The organism is Paenarthrobacter sp. JL.01a (assembly GCF_025452095.1).
In the GTDB taxonomy this organism is placed as follows: Bacteria; Actinomycetota; Actinomycetes; order Actinomycetales; family Micrococcaceae; genus Arthrobacter.
On the sequence record NZ_CP104877.1, the window covers coordinates 3,899,882 to 3,919,070 of the forward strand.

18 protein-coding genes and 1 tRNA gene are annotated in these 19,189 nt (G+C 64.5%); 10 read left to right on the forward strand and 9 right to left on the reverse strand.

Going from position 1 to position 19,189, the window contains the following annotated elements:
* Positions 1-53 precede the first annotated feature (53 nt).
* Entirely contained in the window at positions 54-629 is a 576-nt protein-coding gene (gene dcd, locus N5P29_RS18500; protein WP_021474048.1) for a dCTP deaminase, read from the reverse strand.
* Between the two features lie 182 nt (positions 630-811).
* On the opposite strand from dcd, the gene N5P29_RS18505 reads away from it, so the two are divergent.
* Positions 812-2,737 (forward strand): CAP domain-containing protein, encoded by a 1,926-nt coding sequence (locus N5P29_RS18505; RefSeq protein WP_262276255.1) that lies wholly within the window; start codon positions 812-814, stop codon positions 2,735-2,737.
* Here N5P29_RS18505 and N5P29_RS18510 read toward each other — a convergent pair.
* Entirely contained in the window at positions 2,734-3,171 is a 438-nt protein-coding gene (locus N5P29_RS18510) for an SRPBCC family protein (RefSeq protein ID WP_262276256.1), read from the reverse strand. The two genes, N5P29_RS18505 and N5P29_RS18510, sit on opposite strands and share 4 nt — an antisense overlap.
* Before the next feature lie 220 nt (positions 3,172-3,391).
* On the opposite strand from N5P29_RS18510, the gene N5P29_RS18515 reads away from it, so the two are divergent.
* Together N5P29_RS18515 and N5P29_RS18520 are read left to right on the forward strand one after the other, a co-directional pair.
* Positions 3,392-4,930, forward strand: coding sequence for a M15 family metallopeptidase (locus N5P29_RS18515; RefSeq protein WP_262276257.1), 1,539 nt, complete (start codon positions 3,392-3,394; stop codon positions 4,928-4,930).
* Positions 4,931-5,031: 101 nt separating this feature from the next.
* Positions 5,032-5,102: transfer RNA gene (locus tag N5P29_RS18520), tRNA-Gly, on the forward strand.
* An 84-nt stretch (positions 5,103-5,186) separates the two neighbouring features.
* Here the strand turns inward: N5P29_RS18520 and N5P29_RS18525 are convergent.
* Positions 5,187-6,587 (reverse strand): MFS transporter, encoded by a 1,401-nt coding sequence (locus N5P29_RS18525; protein WP_262276258.1) that lies wholly within the window; start codon positions 6,585-6,587, stop codon positions 5,187-5,189.
* Positions 6,588-6,753: 166 nt separating this feature from the next.
* On the opposite strand from N5P29_RS18525, the gene N5P29_RS18530 reads away from it, so the two are divergent.
* Positions 6,754-7,608, forward strand: a complete 855-nt coding sequence (locus N5P29_RS18530; RefSeq protein WP_024818365.1) for a LysR substrate-binding domain-containing protein — start codon at positions 6,754-6,756, stop codon at positions 7,606-7,608.
* Positions 7,609-7,675: 67 nt separating this feature from the next.
* Positions 7,676-8,449: a sugar phosphate isomerase/epimerase family protein gene (locus tag N5P29_RS18535; RefSeq protein WP_262276259.1), complete on the forward strand. Its 774-nt coding sequence runs from the start codon at positions 7,676-7,678 to the stop codon at positions 8,447-8,449.
* 98 nt (positions 8,450-8,547) lie between these two features.
* Here N5P29_RS18535 and N5P29_RS18540 read toward each other — a convergent pair whose 3' ends face one another.
* On the reverse strand, positions 8,548-9,567 hold the full coding sequence (locus tag N5P29_RS18540) for a LacI family DNA-binding transcriptional regulator (RefSeq protein ID WP_262276260.1): 1,020 nt from the start codon (positions 9,565-9,567) through the stop codon (positions 8,548-8,550).
* A 198-nt stretch (positions 9,568-9,765) separates the two neighbouring features.
* Between N5P29_RS18540 and N5P29_RS18545 the strand changes: the two genes are divergently transcribed.
* From N5P29_RS18545 to N5P29_RS18555, 3 genes are read left to right on the forward strand one after another with little or no spacing between them, the layout of a single operon-like run.
* Positions 9,766-10,935 carry a Gfo/Idh/MocA family protein gene (locus tag N5P29_RS18545; protein ID WP_262276261.1) on the forward strand — a complete coding sequence of 390 codons (1,170 nt, stop codon included), beginning with the start codon at positions 9,766-9,768 and terminating at the stop codon, positions 10,933-10,935.
* Complete coding sequence (locus tag N5P29_RS18550) at positions 10,935-12,149, forward strand: dihydrodipicolinate synthase family protein (protein WP_262276262.1); 1,215 nt, start codon at positions 10,935-10,937, stop codon at positions 12,147-12,149. The genes N5P29_RS18545 and N5P29_RS18550 overlap by 1 nt, the downstream gene beginning before the upstream one ends.
* Entirely contained in the window at positions 12,146-12,985 is an 840-nt protein-coding gene (locus N5P29_RS18555) for a sugar phosphate isomerase/epimerase family protein (RefSeq protein ID WP_262276263.1), read from the forward strand. Before N5P29_RS18550 ends, N5P29_RS18555 begins: the two co-directional genes overlap by 4 nt.
* A 231-nt stretch (positions 12,986-13,216) precedes the next feature.
* On the opposite strand, the gene N5P29_RS18560 is transcribed toward N5P29_RS18555, so the two are convergent.
* From N5P29_RS18560 to N5P29_RS18580, 5 genes are all read right to left on the reverse strand, one after another.
* Positions 13,217-13,447, reverse strand: coding sequence for a globin family protein (locus tag N5P29_RS18560; protein ID WP_262276264.1), 231 nt, complete (start codon positions 13,445-13,447; stop codon positions 13,217-13,219).
* Positions 13,448-13,452: 5 nt separating this feature from the next.
* Complete coding sequence (locus tag N5P29_RS18565; protein WP_262276265.1) at positions 13,453-13,665, reverse strand: globin family protein; 213 nt, start codon at positions 13,663-13,665, stop codon at positions 13,453-13,455.
* A gap of 64 nt (positions 13,666-13,729) precedes the next feature.
* Positions 13,730-13,933, reverse strand: a complete 204-nt coding sequence (locus N5P29_RS18570) for a hypothetical protein (RefSeq protein WP_262276266.1) — start codon at positions 13,931-13,933, stop codon at positions 13,730-13,732.
* Positions 13,934-15,013 carry a YihY/virulence factor BrkB family protein gene (locus tag N5P29_RS18575; RefSeq protein WP_144660897.1) on the reverse strand — a complete coding sequence of 360 codons (1,080 nt, stop codon included), beginning with the start codon at positions 15,011-15,013 and terminating at the stop codon, positions 13,934-13,936.
* A gap of 100 nt (positions 15,014-15,113) precedes the next feature.
* Positions 15,114-16,319 (reverse strand): ROK family transcriptional regulator, encoded by a 1,206-nt coding sequence (locus N5P29_RS18580; protein ID WP_262276267.1) that lies wholly within the window; start codon positions 16,317-16,319, stop codon positions 15,114-15,116.
* Positions 16,320-16,460: 141 nt separating this feature from the next.
* Here N5P29_RS18580 and xylA point away from each other — a divergent pair, with 141 nt between their 5' ends.
* Positions 16,461-17,648: a xylose isomerase gene (gene xylA, locus N5P29_RS18585; RefSeq protein WP_262276268.1), complete on the forward strand. Its 1,188-nt coding sequence runs from the start codon at positions 16,461-16,463 to the stop codon at positions 17,646-17,648.
* An 86-nt stretch (positions 17,649-17,734) separates the two neighbouring features.
* The gene (locus N5P29_RS18590; RefSeq protein ID WP_262276269.1) at positions 17,735-19,165 is read left to right on the forward strand and encodes a xylulokinase; all 1,431 of its coding nucleotides are present in this window, start codon (positions 17,735-17,737) and stop codon (positions 19,163-19,165) included.
* Positions 19,166-19,189 lie beyond the last annotated feature (24 nt).

Genomic DNA, 19,189 nt, shown 5'->3' on the forward strand with positions numbered 1-19,189 from the left:
CCAAGCGAAAGAGTCCACCAAAAAGGCGAGAGCCCACGCGAAGTCGAGAAAAGCTAGATGGACGTCCGGTGGAAGTTCAGGTGGCTGCGGCTTGCGGTGGGTCCGCGCTGGCCCTGGTAGCGGTTGCCGTATTCGCCGGAACCGTAGGGGTGCTCAGCAGCGGAGGTCAGGCGGAAGAAGCACAGCTGGCCAATCTTCATGCCCGGCCACAGCTTGATGGGCAACGTAGCCACATTGGAGAGCTCCAGCGTGACGTGTCCGGAGAAACCGGGATCGATGAAGCCGGCGGTCGAGTGCGTCAGCAGCCCCAAGCGGCCCAGGGAGGACTTGCCTTCCAGCCGCGCGGCGATGTCATCGGGCAGGCTCACGGTTTCGTAGGTGGAGCCGAGCACGAACTCCCCGGGGTGCAGGATGAAAGGCTCGTCGCCTTCCACTTCCACCAGGCGGGTCAGCTCAGGCTGCTCCTCTGCCGGATCGATGTGGGCGTATTTGTGGTTGTCGAAGAGCCGGAAGAACCGGTCGATACGCACATCCACGGAAGACGGCTGCACCATCGCGGGATCGTACGGCTCAAGAACAATCCGTTGGGAGTCGATTTCGGCACGTATGTCGCGGTCAGAGATCAGCACGTCATCAAAAATACCCCATAGGCCAAATACCCCATGCATTGTTCCGGCTGCCCCATGGGACTATAGTTCCCGGACATGTAAAGCCGCGCCCGTACTTGGGGGCAACGAGCAACCGCGGGGTAATTGTGAACAAACTGGCAGCGCCTGCCGCTCTTGTGCTGGCTGGCGCACTGGCACTTTGCATGGCCGCATCCAGCCAGATACTGCCGGCGACCGAGGCGGCACCTGGCGCGAGCGCCACCCCATCGTCCAGCGTCCCTTCCGGACTGTCGGTCCCTGAAGAAAGCCCGACGGCGGCTCCGTCACCTTCAGCGGCGGGTCCTGCCGAGGGCGGGTCTCCCAGTATCGAGCCCACAACGGAGTCGCCCGCGCAGACACCCGCGGTGCGCGAAAGCGGTCCGGTGGCAGTGGATCCGGTGTTCGAGACGCCTCCTCCCGTGCCGAACATCGGGCCATCGTGGGGGCCGGACAATCCCTCGCAGCCCACTCCTGCCACAACGCCCATCACTACCCAGCCCACGCAGGCACAACCGACCCGGCAACCGGGCGCCGGCACTGTTCCCTCCACCTCAACGCCGACAGCCGAGGCCGCCGGACCGGCCCCCACGGAAGAGACGCAAACCGCGTCACCAACAGCCGAGCCGACGCCAACAGCCGAGCCGACGCCCACAGCAACACCGACACCCAGCCAAACGCCGTCGCCAATAACTTCCCCAAGCGCCACCGCGCCGGAAAGCCCGGCAGCCCCCACGGCCCCGGCCCCCGTTCCCAATACCGACGCCCCCACACCATTCCCCGGCAAGGCCCCGAACCACGATCCGCAGCTCGAAAACGGGGCAATGGCGCTCCTTCCGGATAACAACAGTGCGGCCATCCTGACGGTGTTCAACGCGATCAACAGCTACCGGGCATCGCTCGGCCTCGCCCCGGTGAAGTACCACGCGACGGTGGCAAGCCTGGCGCAGGAGTGGTCCAACAACATTGCAACGCGCGAAGTGATCCAGCACCGCCCCAATTTCTGGACCGACCCCCGCGCGATGAACCCGAACAATGGGGCGGGCGAAGTCATTGCTGTGCGCTGGGACCGCGACGCCGCGCAGCTTGTGGAGTGGTGGAAGGGCTCACCGGGGCACGATGCTTTGTTGCGCGATCCCCGGTTCAATGTGATGGGCATTGGCATCACGTACACGGATGGCAATTGGCAGACGACCCCCAACCGCTACACGCTCTGGGGCGTGGTCAACTTCTTCGGCTATACGACGCTGCCGGCGGGGACGACCAACAGTCCCGGCGGAACGGTCACACCGCCGACTGATCCCGTGGCTGTCTGTGAACCCGGCTCGAAGCACCAGCCACCAACGGTCGACTTGGGTGCGGCCTCGATCAGCAGCGCCGCCGATCTTGTGTCAATCGCAGGTGACGGTTCCGTGGTCGCGTATCCGTCGTGGGGCAACGGCAGGTTTGGTCCGGGCAAGCGGATCGGGGCCGGATTCGTGGGCCTCAAGGATCTCTTTGTGACGGACTGGGACCGCGATGGGGTCTTCGACCTTCTGTATCAACGCCTTGACGGCGCCTTGATGGTCTATCCAGGCCTGCAGACCGGCGGCTTCAAGGACCCGGTGCTGTTGGGCCAGGGCTGGGGAACGCTGAACATTTCCGTGGGGACCTGGTGCGCCAACAACAGGCTGCCCCAGATCGTCGCCATGGACCAGGGCGGCAACCTGTATCTGTATAAGAACACCGGGTTGAGCTATATCCGCAGTCAGGCAGCGATTGGGACCGGCAACCCCTCTGTCCGGGTGACCATGGTGGACTACAACGCCAATGGTTTCGAGGACCTGCTTACTACGGAGCCGAACGGGACCCTTCGGCTCTACCGCGGCAGCGGCTTGGGCACGCCCAAGCAGGAATCCCGGCCCGTGGTGGGCAGCGCCTGGACCGATTACATCGGATTGAGGGCATTGAACGGGCTCACTGGGCCTGACTCGGTGGGCGTGGCCGGCCTGGACCGCAATGGCATGGTGGAGTACTGGGACCTGAGCACGGGACGACTCACCACCCCCGTGACCATCGGCAATGGCTGGGGTGGCCTGAGGTTTGCCAGTTAGGAGCTGGCTTCGATCGCGGTCTTGAGCCGTTCCAACTGCCCGACCTCGTCTTCCAAGGCCTTCTGGATCATTCCGTTCATGAGCTTCCGCAGCCCTTTGGGATGGTACTCCAGCGCGAAGCGGAGCCGGGTGGTGGCGCCCTCGGTGCTGAGGTAGTAGCCCCCTGTGGGCCGGGCGGGTCCGGCGACGACGGCGTAACGGACTTCCGCTCCGGGGCGGGCCTCGGTGATGGTGAAATCGGCTGCGATGGGACGGCCGCCGGGTCCGGCAACCGTCTGCTGGTACAACGCGCCTTTCTGGCCGCGAATGCCGGACCGCAACGCGATGCTGCGCACGTCCGAGCGCCAGAGGGAGTTGTTCATCCCGTCCATGAGGAAACCGTAAACGGTCATGGCGTCGCGGCTGATCACCACTTCATTGGCTGCGAATGCCACGGAAAACCCACTTTCGGCCTACGGTTCAAATGTCGTAGCCGGGTTCCCCATACGCTGCAGCTAACACCTTCAGAATAGTCAGCGCAGCGCCGGGCGCGACGCACGGGCACCGAGCCTTGACCGAATGGTTACCTGATGACTTTTTTGCTGCACACTACTGACACGCGCCGTCCTGCCGGGTAGAGTCCTGCCGCTGGCCAAAAACCGAGTGGGGGACGACATGCGGGTTCAGGATCGAGCAGGGACACCGAAGAATGCCCGACGCCGTTTGGCGGCTCACGCTGCCCTCCTCGCCACCGTTCTGGCCGGCACCCTCGCTGCCGCGGCTCCCGCATCAGCCACCCCCATGACGGCGGCGACCCGGCACCCGGGCGCAGCCACCACAGCCGAAGTACCCACCGCCGTCGTGAATGCGCTGGTGCCGTCAGCGGCGAATCCTTTGCCAGGGCTCGACCCCGTGGGCGATCCTGCCAATCTGTCCGTACTCGTGAACAAGTCCAGACCACTGAACCCGGCGACCTACGCACCGGGTGACCTGGTGAACGTTCGTGGTTCGGGCCAATATCTGCGGGCCCAGGCGGCGGCCTGGCTGAACGGGCTGTTCCAAGGCGCCGCCGATGCCGGAACGGGTGGGCTGGCTGTGGTGAGCGGCTACCGTTCCTACGCCCAACAGCAGCAGGTTTATGCGTCCTATGTGAACCTCTATGGCCAAGCCCAGGCGGACCTGATCTCGGCCCGGCCCGGCTACAGCGAGCACCAAACAGGGTTGGCGGTGGACGTCGGCAACGCCAACGGTTCCTGCGGGCTAAGCACCTGCTTTGGCGACACAGCCGCGGGCATGTGGGTGGCGGCGAACGCATACAAATACGGGTTCATCATCCGCTACCCCAACGGCTACACGAACATCACGGGGTACAGCTACGAGCCCTGGCACCTTCGCTACGTCGGCGCCGACCTGGCAACCGATATGAAGCGCCGGGGCTTTTCCACTTTGGAGCAGTACTTCGCCGGCAACCCTGCCGTGTATTCGAGCATCACTTCCGGCGCGGACCTGGTGGCGGCGGACGCATCGGGACGTCTGCTCCGCTACCCGGCGCTGGCCAGCGGAGGCTACGGAGCTCCGGTCCAGATAGGTTCCAACTGGACCGGATTGAAGCAGGCTTTCGTGGTGGATTGGGATTCGGACGGGGTCTACGACCTCCTGGCCCAGTGGGACAACGGGACCCTGGGTCTGTTTAAGGGCTGGCCCGGCGGCGCTTTCTCCACCCAAATCGTTGTGGGCACCGGCGACTGGGACGCCATGACCATCACGGTGGGCAAATGGTCCAGCAACCAGGGTTATCCGGGCGTGGTGGGCTACTTCCCTGACGGCGGTCTGCGCTACTACCCCAACACCTCCGGCAGGGCGCTGACGTACCGGGTCGACATCGGAACCGGTTGGGCCGGCATGGGCCTCACCATGGCCGATTGGGACGCAGACGGCGCCAACGACATCCTCGCCACCACCACCTCCGGAGTCTTGCTCAGCTACCCGGGCAACGGCCTCGGCGGTTTCAGGGGACTGCCCAGCAGCATCGGATCCGGGTGGGGAACCATGAAAGCCCTCGTCCCAGGCTTCGGTTTGTCGGGCCCGGGAACGCGCAGCATCACCGCTCAAACAGTCGACGGGTACCTGGTGGACTACGGATTGGGCAATGGCGTGTGGGGCGCCCAACGCCAGGTAGGCAACGGCTGGAACGGCATGAAACTGTTCAAGTAGGGCACTTCCGACGTGCGGTGAGCCAGCCGGAGTGCTTGTCATGGGCACGCGCGCAACTGCGCTAAGCTAGGACTCGCCCGGTTGATTTACGGCCGGGCAGCGCGGGCGTAGCTCAATGGTAGAGCGCTAGCTTCCCAAGCTCGATACGCGGGTTCGATTCCCGTCGCCCGCTCACAGCGAACCCCGGATCCATTGGATCCGGGGTTCTTTTGTTTGCATGACTGGAACCCGAGGGCGGCTCCCGCCGCCACCGTAGTCAGGCCGTCTGCGGTTCTTGCACGATCCGAAGGACCCGGCGCCGGTCCCGCAGGTCCACCTTGATATGCAGCGAGGACTTCCGGGCAAGGACGACGGCGACTACCGCCGCAGCGATGGCCGGCACCCCGCCTGCCACAAGGATGGCAACGTGCGGACCAAGGTGCTCGGCAAGCCAGCCCATCATCGGGCCGCCGATGGCCTGCCCGCCAATGAGCACCACCAGGTAAAGGCTCATGACCCGGCCGCGGATGCTCATGTTGGAACTGGTTTGGACCATCTGGTTGGCGGCGGTGAGGAACATCAGGCACCAGAAACCGGAGAGGACCATGGTCGCGCTGAACAACACCATGGACGGCATCACCGACGCCAGGCAGAGCATCAGTCCGTACAGACCGGCGGAGAGCACCACCGAGCGCAGCCGCAGCTGCCTGCGGCGGGTGGAGGCGATGGCGCCTGCCAGTGCACCGAGCGCAACCATGGCGTTCAGCAGTCCGTAGCCTCCGGCGCCGGCGTCGTACACGTGGTCCGCGAAAGCGGCCAGCAGCACCGGCAGGCTCATGGCGAAAACGGCGACGAATCCGGCCATAAGCCACGGCCAGTAGATGGTGGGCTTGCTGAGCGCGTAGTTGAGGCCTTCACGCAGCATGCCCTTCTTCCGCGGCGTCGGCTGGCTGAGGTGGAGCTGGTCCTTGCGCAACAGCATCAGCATGGTCACGGTGGAGCAGCAGGCCACGGCGTTTCCGGCGAAAGCCCAGCCCGCACCGACGGCGGTCAGCAACCAGCCGGCGAGGGCGGGGCCGATGAGCCCGCCGAGCTGGAACGTGGTGGAGTTGACGCTGATGGCGTTGCGCAGGTACGTGGGTCCGACGAGTTCGTTGACGAACACCTGCCGGGCGGGCTGGTCAAGGACCGTGACGAAGCCCAGAACCAACGCGATGACGTAGACATGCCAGACCTGCACGGTGTGGGTGAGGGACAGCACCGCAAGGACGGCCGCCAGCACCGCTGCCGCCGACTGGCAGATGATGAGGATCTTCCGTTTGGCGAAGCGGTCGGCAATCATGCCTCCCCAGGGGCCAAGGAACAGGGACGGCATGAACTGCAGCGCTACGGTAATTCCGACGGCGGTGACGGAACCGGAGAGTTGGAGCACCATCCAGTCCTGGGCGATGCGCTGCATCCAAATGGCGATTACCGCGATGAAGTGGCCGATCGCGAAGATCCTGAAGTTGGGCACCTTCAGGGAAATGAAGGTGTGCCGCCAGGGCAGCTTTTCACTCACGACGGCGAGTGGCTGGGTGACGGTGTCCGGCTGCTTTGTCTCCGGCAGGGGACCATCGGACAGGGAATCGATGACGGGCTGGCTGACGTGTGCCGCTGAAGGCGGTGGGGGTGCCAAAAGTAGTCCTCGGATGGGAGTTTCGGTGGGATGCGTTTAACGCTAGGGTTGCCAGCAGCAATTGTGGAAGCGTATTGCGCCTATAACTAGCATTGCGGAATGCAATGGGCTCCCGTCCCCTGCGCAGCACCCGTGCCCTGCGCTGACCTGCGCTTTGAGGAGTTCCGTGTTCGAACCTGTCCAGCTCCGCTCCTTCCTCGCCGTTGCGGAAACACTGAGTTTCACCAAGGCCGCAGAGCGACTTGGGCTTGCCCAGCCGACAGTGAGCCAGCACGTCCGGAAGTTGGAAGCAGCCGCCAAGCGGGTCCTCGTTGCCCGCGATACGCGCGAGGTCAGGCTCACCGACAACGGCGACGCCATGGCCGGTTTTGCCCGCAGCATCCTGGCAGCCCACGATTCGGCTGCACGCTACTTTTCGGGATCGGCCATGCGCGGGCGCCTCCGTTTCGGCACTGCCGACGACCTCGCCATCACGGGCCTGCCCCGGATCCTTCGCGAATTCCGGCAGTTGTACCCGCAGATCAACCTCGAACTCACCGTCAGCCAAAGCGACCAACTGTACAAGCGGCTCAACGCCGGGCAACTGGACCTGGTGTTCGTGAAGTGGGTGGCCGGGGCCAAGGAGGGAACAGTGGTCCGGCACGACAACTTCGCGTGGGTGGGTGTGGAACAGACCGTTCTGGAGCCCGGCGCACCCGTCCCGCTCATCGCCTACCCCGCCCCGAGCCTTAGCCGGAAACTCGCCATCGATGCTTTGGAAGCCGAGGGCCGCACCTGGCGGATTACCTGCAGCACCAAGCAAATCAGCGGCGTCCTGGCAGCGGTCCGGGCCGGCATCGGAGTTGCGGTCATGCCCGCTTCACTGGTCCCGGAGGATCTGAAGGTGATCACCCAGCGGTTCGGGCTGCCGCCGGTGGGCGACGTCGACTTCACCCTGATCCGCAATCCGCTGGCCAACGCGGAGGTCATTGATGCCTTGACCCAGGCCATCATGGGTAGGACGCTAAGCAAGTCGAATTAGCCTTCGAAGGCGTTCGAACGGACACCTTGACTAGGCAGGAAAGCGCATTCCCGATATGGTGGGGCACATGACCGATCACCCCCCGATTGCTGAGTTGACCCCTGGCATCTGCTCCGTCACCCTCCGCTCCCATGGAATTCAGGATGTCGTCCGGATTGCGGCTGACGCAGGCCTGGCAGGAATTGAGTGGGGCACGGATGTCCACGTCAGCGACGCCGCGTCCGCAGCCCAAGCCAGGGAGGCTACGGAAGCCGCCGGGCTCGCGGTCCTCTCACTGGGTTCCTATTACAGGAGTGGGGCTTTCGGGGATTTCGAACGCGCCCTGGAGCTGGCCGCAGCATTGGGAGCACCCAGGATCCGCGTGTGGGCCGGCGAACTGGGTTCCTCGGAGGCAAGTCCGGACCATTGGGAGTCAGTGGTGAAGGACGGCCAACGGATCGCGGACCTCGCCTCAGACCGCAGAATCGCCCTCGCCTTCGAGTACCACGGCAACACCCTCACCGACTCCCCCGCTACGACGCTCGAACTGCTGGACCGGATCGATCACCCGAACGTCGGCACCTACTGGCAACCCGCCGTCGGGCTTTCAGACCAGCAGGCACTGGACTCGCTGCACGAGGTTCTCCCGCACGTCGTGGGCGTCCACTGCTTCTCCTGGGGACCGGCGGGCGAGCGATTTCCATTGCAACTCAGGGCCCGGCTCTGGCAGGGGGTCGCTGAGGTCCTGCGGAATCATGGGGAAGACCTGGACATCATGTTGGAGTTCGTCCAGGACAACCTGCCGGAGAACGTGCTCAGCGACGCCGCGTTCCTGCACGCGCTCACCCTGGGCGAGGACTAGGGCGGGGGCAGGGCAGCGAGTTCGCTGCAACGCTGCGGTTTCGTATGGAAGCTTCGGGCCAAATGGCAGGTTTCCAGCGATTTCGGCACAAGCAGGCCTTAAAACTCCGTACTGCGGCGCAGCTGCACAGCTCCGCTGACCGGAGGCGTATCCTGATCGCCCGCCGCCAGGCGCCCGATATCTTCCAGCGGCAGGTGAACCGTGGACAAGGCGGGGCGGAAGTCACGCAGGGTTTCGATGTCGTCGAAACCGGCCACGGTGGCGTCGCGGGGAATCCACACACCCTCCGGGCGCAGGGCTGCCGTGACCCCAATGGCCATGACGTCATTGACAGCGAAGATGCAGAGTCGTTCTTTCGAGGCCTTGATGCGTTCCGCCAGCGCCTGGCCGGCCTCGAAACCTCCGGCACGATTGAAGCCGGTGCGGATGACTTCGGCAGCCGGCCGACCGGCGTCGGACAGGCCGCGCTGGAAGCCGCGAACGCGGTCATCGGAGGTTAACAGGCCCTCCGGACCGGCAATAATCACGAATCCGCCGTCGTGGGCGGCTGCGAGTTGTTCAGCCAGCCCCACAGCCAGCTCCTCATTGGGCACCTTCACCACGTGATAGCCCTCCGTCGCGGTGGCTCCCACCACGGGGTGGCCTACAACGCCCACCTGTCCCCCGTTGCGGCAATAACGGTCCAACTCGGCAGCCAGCTCGGCGTTGCCCTGCTTGTCTTCATCGCGTGCCGAGCGTGAGCCTGCGATCACGATGGAGTCGGCGCGGCGTGCGGCGAAGGCAGCGACGGCTTCCTTCTCATCTGCGGGAGCTCCGGAGGTGCTGGCCAGCAGCACCATGCGGTTCTGCTGGCGGGCAGCCTCCTGGACGCCGCGCGCGATGGCTGAGAAGTAGGGGTCGGCGATGTCGTGGACCACCAGTCCAATGAGCCCCGAGCTGGATTTCGCGAGGGCCTGGGCTTGGGCGTTGGGAACGTAGCCGAGCTTGTCGGCGGCCTCCCGGACGCGCTCCGCAATGTCTTCGGCTGGCTTCCGGGACGAGCCGTTCAGGACCCGGGAGGCCGTGGCCAGGGAAACCCCGGCCAGGCGGGCAACTTCACTCAGCGTGCTGGCGGCCACGGGAGACTCCTCTTCTTCACGCGCCGGGGCTGGCGCTAAGGAAATTATGGCAGCTACTCGGCAATTTCGGGAAAGCGCTTGCCAAGCCAGCCGGGAATGGTGCATCATCGATTCCAATGGGAATGCGCTTTCCAACACACTGAACACCAAGCACCGGCCTCCACACAGCGACCGGCACACAAGGCACTGGAGAAATACATGGGTTTCGAAACAAAGACGATCCGCATCGCCATGAACGGCATCACTGGACGCATGGGCTACCGCCAGCACCTGCTGCGCTCCATCCTCCCCATCCGTGACGCAGGCGGCTTCACCCTGGAGGACGGCACCAAAGTCCAGGTCGAGCCCATCCTGGTAGGCCGCAACGAGGCCAAGATCCGCGAGCTGGCCGAACTCCACAAGGTTTCCGAATGGACCACGGACCTGGACTCAGTCATCGCCGATCCCACCGTTGACATCATCTTTGACGCCTCCATGACCAGCCTCCGCGCAGCCACCCTCAAGAAGGCAATGCGTGCCGGCAAGCACATCTTCACCGAGAAGCCCACCGCAGAGACCCTCGAAGAAGCCATCGAGCTGGCACAGATCGGCAAGGAAGCCGGAGTGACCGCAGGCGTCGTCCACGACAAGCTCTACCTGCCCGGACTGGTGAAGCTTCGCCGCCTGGTGGACGAAGGATTCTTCGGCCGCATCCTCTCCATCCGCGGCGAATTCGGCTACTGGGTCTTCGAAGGCGACGTTCAGGCCGCCCAGCGCCCGTCCTGGAACTACCGCAAGGAAGACGGCGGCGGAATGACCACGGACATGTTCTGCCACTGGAACTACGTCCTCGAGGGCATCATCGGAAAGGTCAAGAGCGTCAACGCGAAGACAGCAACCCACATCCCCACCCGCTGGGACGAAGCCGGTAAGGAATACAAGGCCACTGCCGACGACGCCTCCTACGGCATCTTTGAACTCGAGACCCCGGGCGGCGACGAGGTCATCGGCCAGATCAACTCCTCCTGGGCCGTCCGCGTCTACCGCGACGAACTGGTGGAGTTCCAGATCGACGGCACGCACGGTTCCGCCGTCGCCGGTCTGAACAAGTGCGTTGCGCAGCAGCGCGCCCACACCCCCAAGCCGGTCTGGAACCCGGACCTTCCCGTCACCGAGTCCTTCCGCAGCCAGTGGCAGGAAGTCCCCGCCAACGCTGAACTGGACAACGGCTTCAAGCTGCAGTGGGAAGAGTTCCTGCGCGACGTCGTCGCCGGCCGCGAGCACCGCTTCGGCCTGCTCTCCGCCGCCCGCGGCGTGCAGCTGGCCGAGCTGGGCCTGCAGTCCTCGGCAGAGCGCCGCACCCTCGACATCCCGGAGATCACCCTCTAATGACGTCACTGATCCTTCCCACCGACGACGGCGGCACCCGCGAGTACCGCCTCCAGGCCGCCACCACGTGGGCCAAACCAACCGCTCCACTGAGCGCCCGCCGGGCCTACGCCGCGGCCCACGTCATCCCCGAAGTCGCTGCCGACAACACCCCCGGCGCGCCGGCACAGCTCGACTGGGACGCGACGCTTGCCTACCGCCACGAGCTCTGGTCCTACGGCTTGGGCGTCGCCGACGCCATGGACACTGCCCAGCGCGGCATGGGCCTGGACTGGGCAGCAACCCAGCAGCTCATCAAGCGCACCGGCGCGGAGGCCGCTTCGGTTGTTTCAGCAGGAAACGCAGCAATTGCCGGCAAGTCCGTCCGCGACCTTGTGTCCTGCGGCGCGGGCACCGACCAGCTGGACATCACTTCCCTTCCCGACGGCGCAGCCGGCGTCCAGGCGGTGATTGATGCCTACCGCGAGCAGATCGCCGTCGTCAGCGAAGCCGGCCCCAAGGTGATCCTGATGGCGTCCCGTGCGCTGGCCAAGGTGGCCCATGGCGCCGACGACTACCTGCACGTCTACTCCACGCTCCTGCAGGAAGTGGACCAGCCCGTCATCCTGCACTGGCTCGGCACCATGTTCGACCCCGCGCTGGCCGGCTACTGGGGCTCGGACGACGTTTCCGTCGCTACCGAGACCTTCCTCAGCTTGATCCGCGAGCACGCGGACAAGGTCGACGGGGTCAAGGTTTCGTTGCTGGACGCCTCGCACGAAGTCGCCCTCCGCGCGAACCTCCCGGAAGGCGTCCGCCTGTACACCGGCGACGACTTCAACTACCCGGAACTGATCGACGGCGACCAAACCCACCACTCGGACGCATTGTTGGGCATCTTCGCGGCCATCTACCCTGCCGCTTCGGTCGCCTTGCAAAAGTACGACGCCGGTCATGGCGCCGAGGCGCGCGCCATCCTGGACTCCACCCGTGAGCTCGGAAAGCACATCTTCAGCGCCCCGACCTTCTACTACAAGACCGGGATCGCTTTCCTGTCCTGGCTTAACGGCAAACAGCCCGGCTTCCAGATGGTGGGCGGCCTGCATTCGGGCCGTTCAGTGCTGCACCTGGCGAAGACCTTCGAGCTGGCGGACCAAGCCGGCCTGCTGAAGGACCCCTCCCTGGCAGCCTTCCGGATGTCCGACTACCTGCGCATCAACGGGGTGGGCGCATGAGCGACTTCTCGCGACTCTCCCTCAACAGCGCCACCACCAAGAAGTGGACCCTCGCCGAGGCCGTGGATGGTTGCGCACAGGCAGGCATTCCGGCGATTGGACCGTGGCGGGACCGCGTGGCAGAAGCGGGTTTGGAAAAGGCCGCCAAGCTCATCAAGGACGCCGATCTCCGTGTCTCGTCCTTGTGTCGTGGCGGGTTCCTGACCGCGGCCGACGCCGAGGGACAGGCCGCCGCGCTGGCCGACAACTTCGAGGCCGTCCGTGAAGCGGTGGCCCTGGACACGCAGGAACTGTTCCTGGTGGTCGGCGGGCTGGCTCCCGGAGAGAAGGACGTCGTCGCCGCCCGCCAGCGCGTGGCCGATCGGTTGGAAGAACTGGTCCCGTTTGCGACGAAAAACGGCGTCCGCCTGGTCCTTGAGCCGCTGCACCCGATGTACGCCGCTGACCGCGCGCTCATCTCCACCCTTGGCCAGGCCTTGGATCTCGCCGCGCCGTACGACGCGAAGGCCGTCGGCGTCGCCGTCGACACTTTCCATGTCTGGTGGGATCCGGAGCTGAAGGCTCAGATCGAACGTGCCGGACGCGAAGACCGCATCGCCTCCTATCAGGTGTGCGATTTCAACCTGCCGATCGCCGCCGACGCGTTGCTCTCGCGCGGCATGATGGGCGACGGCGTCATCGACTTCGCGACCATCGGCACCTGGGTCAGGGACGCCGGATACACGGGCGACATCGAGGTTGAAATCTTCAACCAGGACATCTGGGACGCGGACGGCGACTCCGTCCTGGAAACCATGAAGCAGCGCTACGCGGAGCTCGTCCTCCCGTTCGCGTAAAAGCGTGGTCCTCCCGCCGATGCCCTAAGCTCCGCGGGAGGACCGCTCCAAAATCCAGCGGGCCCCTGCCACGGTCACGGCAGGGGCCCGCTTTGCGTCCGAAGGGCGTGCGGCCACCACCTACTTTGATTTCGGAGCTGACCGGACGCGCCGGCTTGTGGGCGTGTCCCGTGGTTTTGAGTTTCATAAGGGGTGGTGACCGCACGCTCGACATTGCTTTCGATGCAAGTCTCAGCGCATCACCTGCCCGTCCCAGGACCACGTGGGAATTGGCAGTCCGGCCGGAACATCCTGGGCTGAGTGTTCGTAGCGGGCCATGGTGTTGGTGGTAGTCCAGGCAAAGTAGTCGTGTAGGACGCTACGGAGACGGGCATCCACAGGTCCGACGTCCGCCAGCGCTTGATCAAAACACTCGATGGCCCGGCGATCCATCTCCGAGTGGGGCCCGTTCCCGCTGTGCATCCTTACTACGGACGACTCATCTCCATAAACCCCGGAATAGAGCCGGGGACACCCAGGGCCTCGCACCAGTAGGCGGCCAATCGCTGGACATGTTCAGGATGTACTCCGTGGCGGAACGCGTGGCCCACTACTTCGTCCGCCACAACCCTGGCATGCCACGCCGCGGCCAGCCTCAGGAAAAAGTTGGTACCCCCGGCCGCCTCGTACAACGTCTGCATGCTGAACACCATGACATGGTCGACTCGCGGCGTGAAGGGCAAAACGCAAACCCCGCACACCCTGTCAAGTTTTCGCTGCCAGCTCCACCCGGGTCTTCGGCAGTCCGATCAAGGTGACCAGTCCGCCGTCGTGCCCTTGCAGTTCGAGCCGGATGTTGTGCGAATCCAACTGCGGCTCGACCGCGCTGACCCGGAAGACTTCACCGCCGATCCGCAGCCGGTCGCCGTTCCTGACCGTCTTGAGCTTTGTATCTTTGCTTGCCGGCATCTATTTGTCTTTCTTGGAGTCTTCGCCGTGGGTTTCGCGGAGTTCCTCGCCACGGCTGACCAACTCTTCTTCCTTCTTCTGCTGCTTCTCGCTGCGCTTGGTGTCCCGGGGAGGCAGCTGAAGGCTTTCCTCAGCCTTGATGCCGCCTTGGAGCTGCCGGCCGCGTTCCATCTCGGCGTCGAATTCGGCACCGAACAGCAGGGACATGTTCAGGATCCACAGCCACAGCAACATGATGATGACGCCGGCCAGCGCACCATAGGTCTTGTTGTAGTTGCTGAAGTTGGCCACATAGAAGCCGAAGCCCAGGGAAGCCAGGGCGAAAATCACGAGCGCGATCAGCGAGCCCATGCTCATCCAACGGAACTTGGGCTGCTTGACGTTGGGAGTGAAGTAGTAAAGGACGGCGATGATGGCCACCACGATCACGATGAGGACCGGCCACTTGGCGATGTTCCACACGGTGACGAAAGCTTCGGAGAGGCCGATGGCCCCGCCGATCGCCTCGGCTACGGGCCCGCTGAGGACCAGCATGGCCGCCACCAGGGCAGCACCCACCACGGCCACGACCGTTACGGCGAGCATCGTTCCGCGCAGCTTCACGAGTCCGCGGCCTTCGTCCACTTCGTAGACCCGGTTCATCGCCCGGCTGAAGGCGGTGACATAGCCCGAGGCGGACCAGAGAGCCGCCAGGACACCGAAAACCAAGGCGAAGCCCGCAGCGTTGGATCGGGTGAGCTCCTCGATTGGTTGGCGCATGGCCTCCACACCAGGTCCTGGCGCGAATTGCTGGACGATATCGAGGATGGCTGAGGTGGTCTTGCCCGCATCGCCAAAGAGTCCCAGGACCGACACCAGGGCCAAGAGCGCCGGGAAGAGCGACAAAACAGCGTAGTACGTCAGACCTGCGGCGGCATCGGGGCACTGGTCCTTGCTGAACTCGCTGAGCGTGCGCTTGGCGATGTAGGTCCACGTAGGCTTGACGAGGTCGTTGGGACTATCCGGCTTACTGGAATCTTCCGGCGAAGGCGCGGTCTGCGCTTTGGTTGTACTTTTGTGGGCTGAGTCTTGTGTAGTCATGAGGCACTCGTCCGTGGGTAGTTTGCGCGAACAGCTGACTCCTCAATACTAAGCATACTGATGAAAACTCCGGAAGAAGCCCGCCTAAATTCCCTGTACTTCAGGCCAATTTGCTCGCCAACAGAAACTCGAAAGGCGACTCGATAACAGAGCGGATCACCTGGCCGGCGGCACCCAGGAGCGTGCCGGAATGCTCCAGCCCGGACACCGTGAGGTTTTCCGGAGCCAGGAGCCCGGGCGCATGCCGTTCCAGGCTGGCCAGGAGGGAGGGCCTGAGCCACTCGCCAAGAACAGCGAAATGCCCGCCGAGGACCACGGCTTCAATATCCATCAACCGCGCGGCCGAGGTGAGCGCAACGCCCAGGTAGCGACCGGCGTCGTGAACTGCCGCGGTGGCCCTGGGCTCATGGGCGGCCAAGGCCGCCAGCAACATGTCGGTCCGCTCACCCAGTGCGCCCGCGGCAATCCCTGCCGCTTCGAAAATGGCTTCCTGGCCGGCAAAAGTCTCAAGGCAACCCGCTCCGCCGCACGAGCATGCAGGGCCCTCGGGGTGCACCACAATATGCCCCAGCTCGCCCGCCGATCCCCCTGGTCCGGTGTACAGCTCGGAGCCAATGATGACGCCACCACCGACACCGACCTCGCCCGAGACGTACAGGAAGTCAGTTGGCCCTCCGCCATACCAGAGCTCGCCGAGGGCTGCGCTGTTGGCCTCGTTGGAGAGCTTGACGCCAAGCGGTGCCCCCTCGAGCAGGGACCGGGGATGCAACTTCTCGTTTTCCCAATAAAGGTTGGGGGCGGACAGCACGACGTCATTCCTTTCGTCCACCAGCCCAGGAACGGCCAGCCCCCCGCCCAGGATGGCAATGTCCTCGGCGGCTGCCGCAGCCTTCGCTTCTGCGGCCAAAACAGCCAGCTGGTCCATGACCTGTGCGGGAGGCACTCCACGGTTCCGCGACTCAACGGCAGAATGGAATCGAAGGTTTCCCGCGAGGTCCACCAGGCCCACGGCCAGATAGTCCACGTTAATTTCCATGCCCACTACGCCCCGGCGGGAGTTCAGCTCCAGGCCCTGGCCGGGCCGCCCGCGCTCTCCGTCGCGATACAGGCCAACTTCGGACACCAGGCCCGATTCGACCAGGTCCGCCACAAGACTGGAAACCGCAGCCTTGGTCAGGCCGGTGCCGGCGGCGAGCTGGGCGCGGCTGGGCTTGGCATCCACTGTTTTGGCGATCGAGTCCAGCACCAGCGAGAGATTTCGACGGCGGACGTCACCCACGCGTCCGGGCGCAGTTGGCTCATTCATCAGCAGGGACCTCCTCGCGGATTCAAAATTTCTTGCGGACTTTCATTGACCATGATCCATCATGGCCCATATAGTTCAGATTGAAAACTAATTGGAGTGATGTTTTTCACCTCTTTCCCGTTGCCTTGCAAAGGAGCAATCATGACCCCGCAGCCCACCCCTGCAGACAAGTTCACTTTCGGTCTCTGGACGGTCGGTTGGACCGGCGCCGACCCCTTCGGCGTGGCAACCCGCCAGGCTTTGGACCCTGTTGAAGCAGTCCACAAACTGAGCGAACTCGGCGCATACGGCATCACCTTCCACGACAACGACCTCATTCCTTTCGATGCGAGCGCCTCCGAGCGCGAACTCATCCTGAAGAACTTCAAGGCGGCGTTGGCTGAGACCGGCCTGAAGACGCCCATGGTCACCACCAACCTCTTCAGCCACCCGGTCTTCAAGGACGGCGGGTTCACCTCCAACGACCGCTCCATCCGGCGCTTCGCACTGAGCAAGATCCTGCGCAACATCGACCTCGCGGCTGAACTTGGTGCCGAGACCTTCGTCATGTGGGGCGGCCGTGAAGGCAGCGAGTACGACGGATCCAAGGACCTGGCAGCGGCACTGGACCGCATGAAGGAAGGCGTTGACACCGCCGCGGGGTACATCAAGGAGAAGGGCTACGGCCTGCGGATCGCCCTGGAACCCAAGCCAAACGAGCCGCGCGGCGACATCTTCCTCCCCACCGTGGGACACGGCCTGGCCTTCATCGCCCAGCTGGAGCACGGCGACATCGTTGGCCTCAACCCGGAAACGGGCCACGAGCAGATGGCCGGACTGAACTTCACCCACGGCATCGCCCAGGCACTGTGGGCCGGCAAGCTCTTCCACATCGACCTCAACGGCCAGCGTGGCATCAAGTACGACCAAGACCTCGTCTTCGGCCACGGCGACCTTACCAGCGCCTTCTTCACCGTGGACCTCCTGGAAAACGGCTTCCCCAACGGTGGTCCCAAGTACACCGGCCCGCGCCACTTCGACTACAAGCCCTCCCGCACCGATGGCTACGACGGCGTCTGGGAATCGGCCAAGTCCAACATGTCCATGTACCTGCTGCTCAAGGAACGTGCCCTGGCCTTCCGCGCGGATCCCGAAGTACAGGAAGCCCTGGCAACCTCGGGCGTGTTCGAACTCGGCGAAAGCACCCTGGCTGCCGGCGAAACCACCGCTGACCTGCTGGCTGACGCCAGCGCCTTCGACACGTTCGACGCCGACAAGGCAGCTGAGCGCTCATTCGCCTTCATCCGCCTCAACCAGCTGGCCATCGAGCACCTCCTCGGCGCCCGCTGACCCACTCCCAACACCGCAAACCCGCCGCCGGGCCTGCCCTTGGATATCCCAGGCAGGCCCGGCGCGGTTCTCCAAAGGAACAACGCATGCCTCTCGTAGCCGGGATCGACAGCTCCACCCAGTCCTGCAAAGTGGTCATCCGGGATTCAGCCACCGGTGCCTTGGTGCGCCAGGGCCGGGCCTCCCATCCGGAGGGTACCGAAATCCACCCGGATCACTGGTGGACCGCCTTGCAGGAAGCAATCGAAGCAGCGGGCGGGCTCGACGACGTCGATGCCGTCTCCGTCGGCGGGCAGCAGCACGGAATGGTGTGCCTCGACGAAACCGGCAACGTGGTCCGCCCTGCCCTGCTGTGGAACGATACCCGCTCCGCGCAGGACGCTGAGGAGCTGATTCTCGACGCCGGACATGGTGATCCCGTAGCGGGAGCCGGGTATTGGGCGGGCAGCACGGGCACAGTTCCAGTGGCGTCCCTGACGGCCACCAAACTGCGCTGGCTCGCCCGGAACGAGCCCGAAAATGCGCAAAGGACGGCCGCAGTGTGTCTCCCCCATGATTGGCTGTCCTGGCGGCTGGCCGGTCATGGCCCGGGAACAGGCCCGGCGTCCTTGGAGCTCCTGCGTACGGATCGCTCGGATGCTTCGGGCACTGGCTACTTTTCGGCAACCGCCGGCGAGTATCTTCCGGATGTACTGGAGAGCACCCTCAGGCACGTCCCACTCCTGCCCGGAGTCGTTGGGCCGCTGGAGACCGCAGGCAAAACCCCTGCCGGTGCATTGATCGGACCCGGCGCGGGCGACAACGCAGCCGCAGGTCTGGGCGTGAGTGCCGGCGTCGGGGATGTCGTAATCTCCATAGGAACGTCCGGAACTGTATTCGCGGTCTCCGACACTCCCGCCAAGGATCCAAGCGGACTGGTGGCGGGCTTTGCCGACGCCACAGGCAACTACCTCCCACTGGCCTGCACGCTCAACGCCACGCGGATCTTCGATGCCACAGCTGCATTGCTCGACGTGAGCCTGAACGAGCTGGGTACTTTGGCGCTGTCTGCGCCGGAAGGCGCCGGGGGCTTGACGCTGGTCCCCTATTTTGAAGGCGAGCGGACCCCCAATCTGCCCGGGGCCACCGGCTCCCTTCATGGGCTGACCCTCTCCAACTACACTCCCGCCAACCTGGCGCGGGCGGCGATAGAGGGAGTTGTGTGTTCACTCGCTGACGGCTTGGCAGCCCTCCAGGCCCAAGGTGTAGACGCCCGGCGCATCATCCTGGTTGGTGGGGGCGCTCAATCCGAGGCTGTTCAACAAGTGGCTGCCTCCGCGTTCGGACTGCCGGTCTTTGTTCCGAAGCCCGGAGAATACGTGGCTGACGGCGCAGCACGGCAAGCGGCCGGCGTCCTCACGGGCCAGTTGCCCGAATGGCCTGTGGACGGCCTTACCGTGGACCACGCTGATCCGAAAGGGGTGTCGCCCTTCCTGGAGAGGTACCGCCATTACGCCGCCAAGGCAGCCATCGGCTGATCGCGGCTCCCGGTGCTCTATCGT

Excerpts from the sequence above, each read along its gene's own strand:
- xylA (WP_262276268.1), top strand. The coding sequence starts at position 16,461 with ATGACCCCGCAGCCCACCCCTGCAGACAAGTTCACTTTCGGTCTCTGG.
- N5P29_RS18535 (WP_262276259.1), top strand. The coding sequence starts at position 7,676 with ATGACCGATCACCCCCCGATTGCTGAGTTGACCCCTGGCATCTGCTCC.
- N5P29_RS18570 (WP_262276266.1), bottom strand. The coding sequence starts at position 13,933 with ATGCCGGCAAGCAAAGATACAAAGCTCAAGACGGTCAGGAACGGCGAC.
- N5P29_RS18580 (WP_262276267.1), bottom strand. The coding sequence starts at position 16,319 with ATGAATGAGCCAACTGCGCCCGGACGCGTGGGTGACGTCCGCCGTCGA.
- N5P29_RS18550 (WP_262276262.1), top strand. The coding sequence starts at position 10,935 with ATGACGTCACTGATCCTTCCCACCGACGACGGCGGCACCCGCGAGTAC.
- N5P29_RS18505 (WP_262276255.1), top strand. The coding sequence starts at position 812 with ATGGCCGCATCCAGCCAGATACTGCCGGCGACCGAGGCGGCACCTGGC.
- N5P29_RS18560 (WP_262276264.1), bottom strand. The coding sequence starts at position 13,447 with ATGCACAGCGGGAACGGGCCCCACTCGGAGATGGATCGCCGGGCCATC.
- N5P29_RS18515 (WP_262276257.1), top strand. The coding sequence starts at position 3,392 with ATGCGGGTTCAGGATCGAGCAGGGACACCGAAGAATGCCCGACGCCGT.
- N5P29_RS18555 (WP_262276263.1), top strand. The coding sequence starts at position 12,146 with ATGAGCGACTTCTCGCGACTCTCCCTCAACAGCGCCACCACCAAGAAG.
- N5P29_RS18575 (WP_144660897.1), bottom strand. The coding sequence starts at position 15,013 with ATGACTACACAAGACTCAGCCCACAAAAGTACAACCAAAGCGCAGACC.
- N5P29_RS18545 (WP_262276261.1), top strand. The coding sequence starts at position 9,766 with ATGGGTTTCGAAACAAAGACGATCCGCATCGCCATGAACGGCATCACT.
- N5P29_RS18590 (WP_262276269.1), top strand. The coding sequence starts at position 17,735 with ATGCCTCTCGTAGCCGGGATCGACAGCTCCACCCAGTCCTGCAAAGTG.
- N5P29_RS18565 (WP_262276265.1), bottom strand. The coding sequence starts at position 13,665 with ATGCAGACGTTGTACGAGGCGGCCGGGGGTACCAACTTTTTCCTGAGG.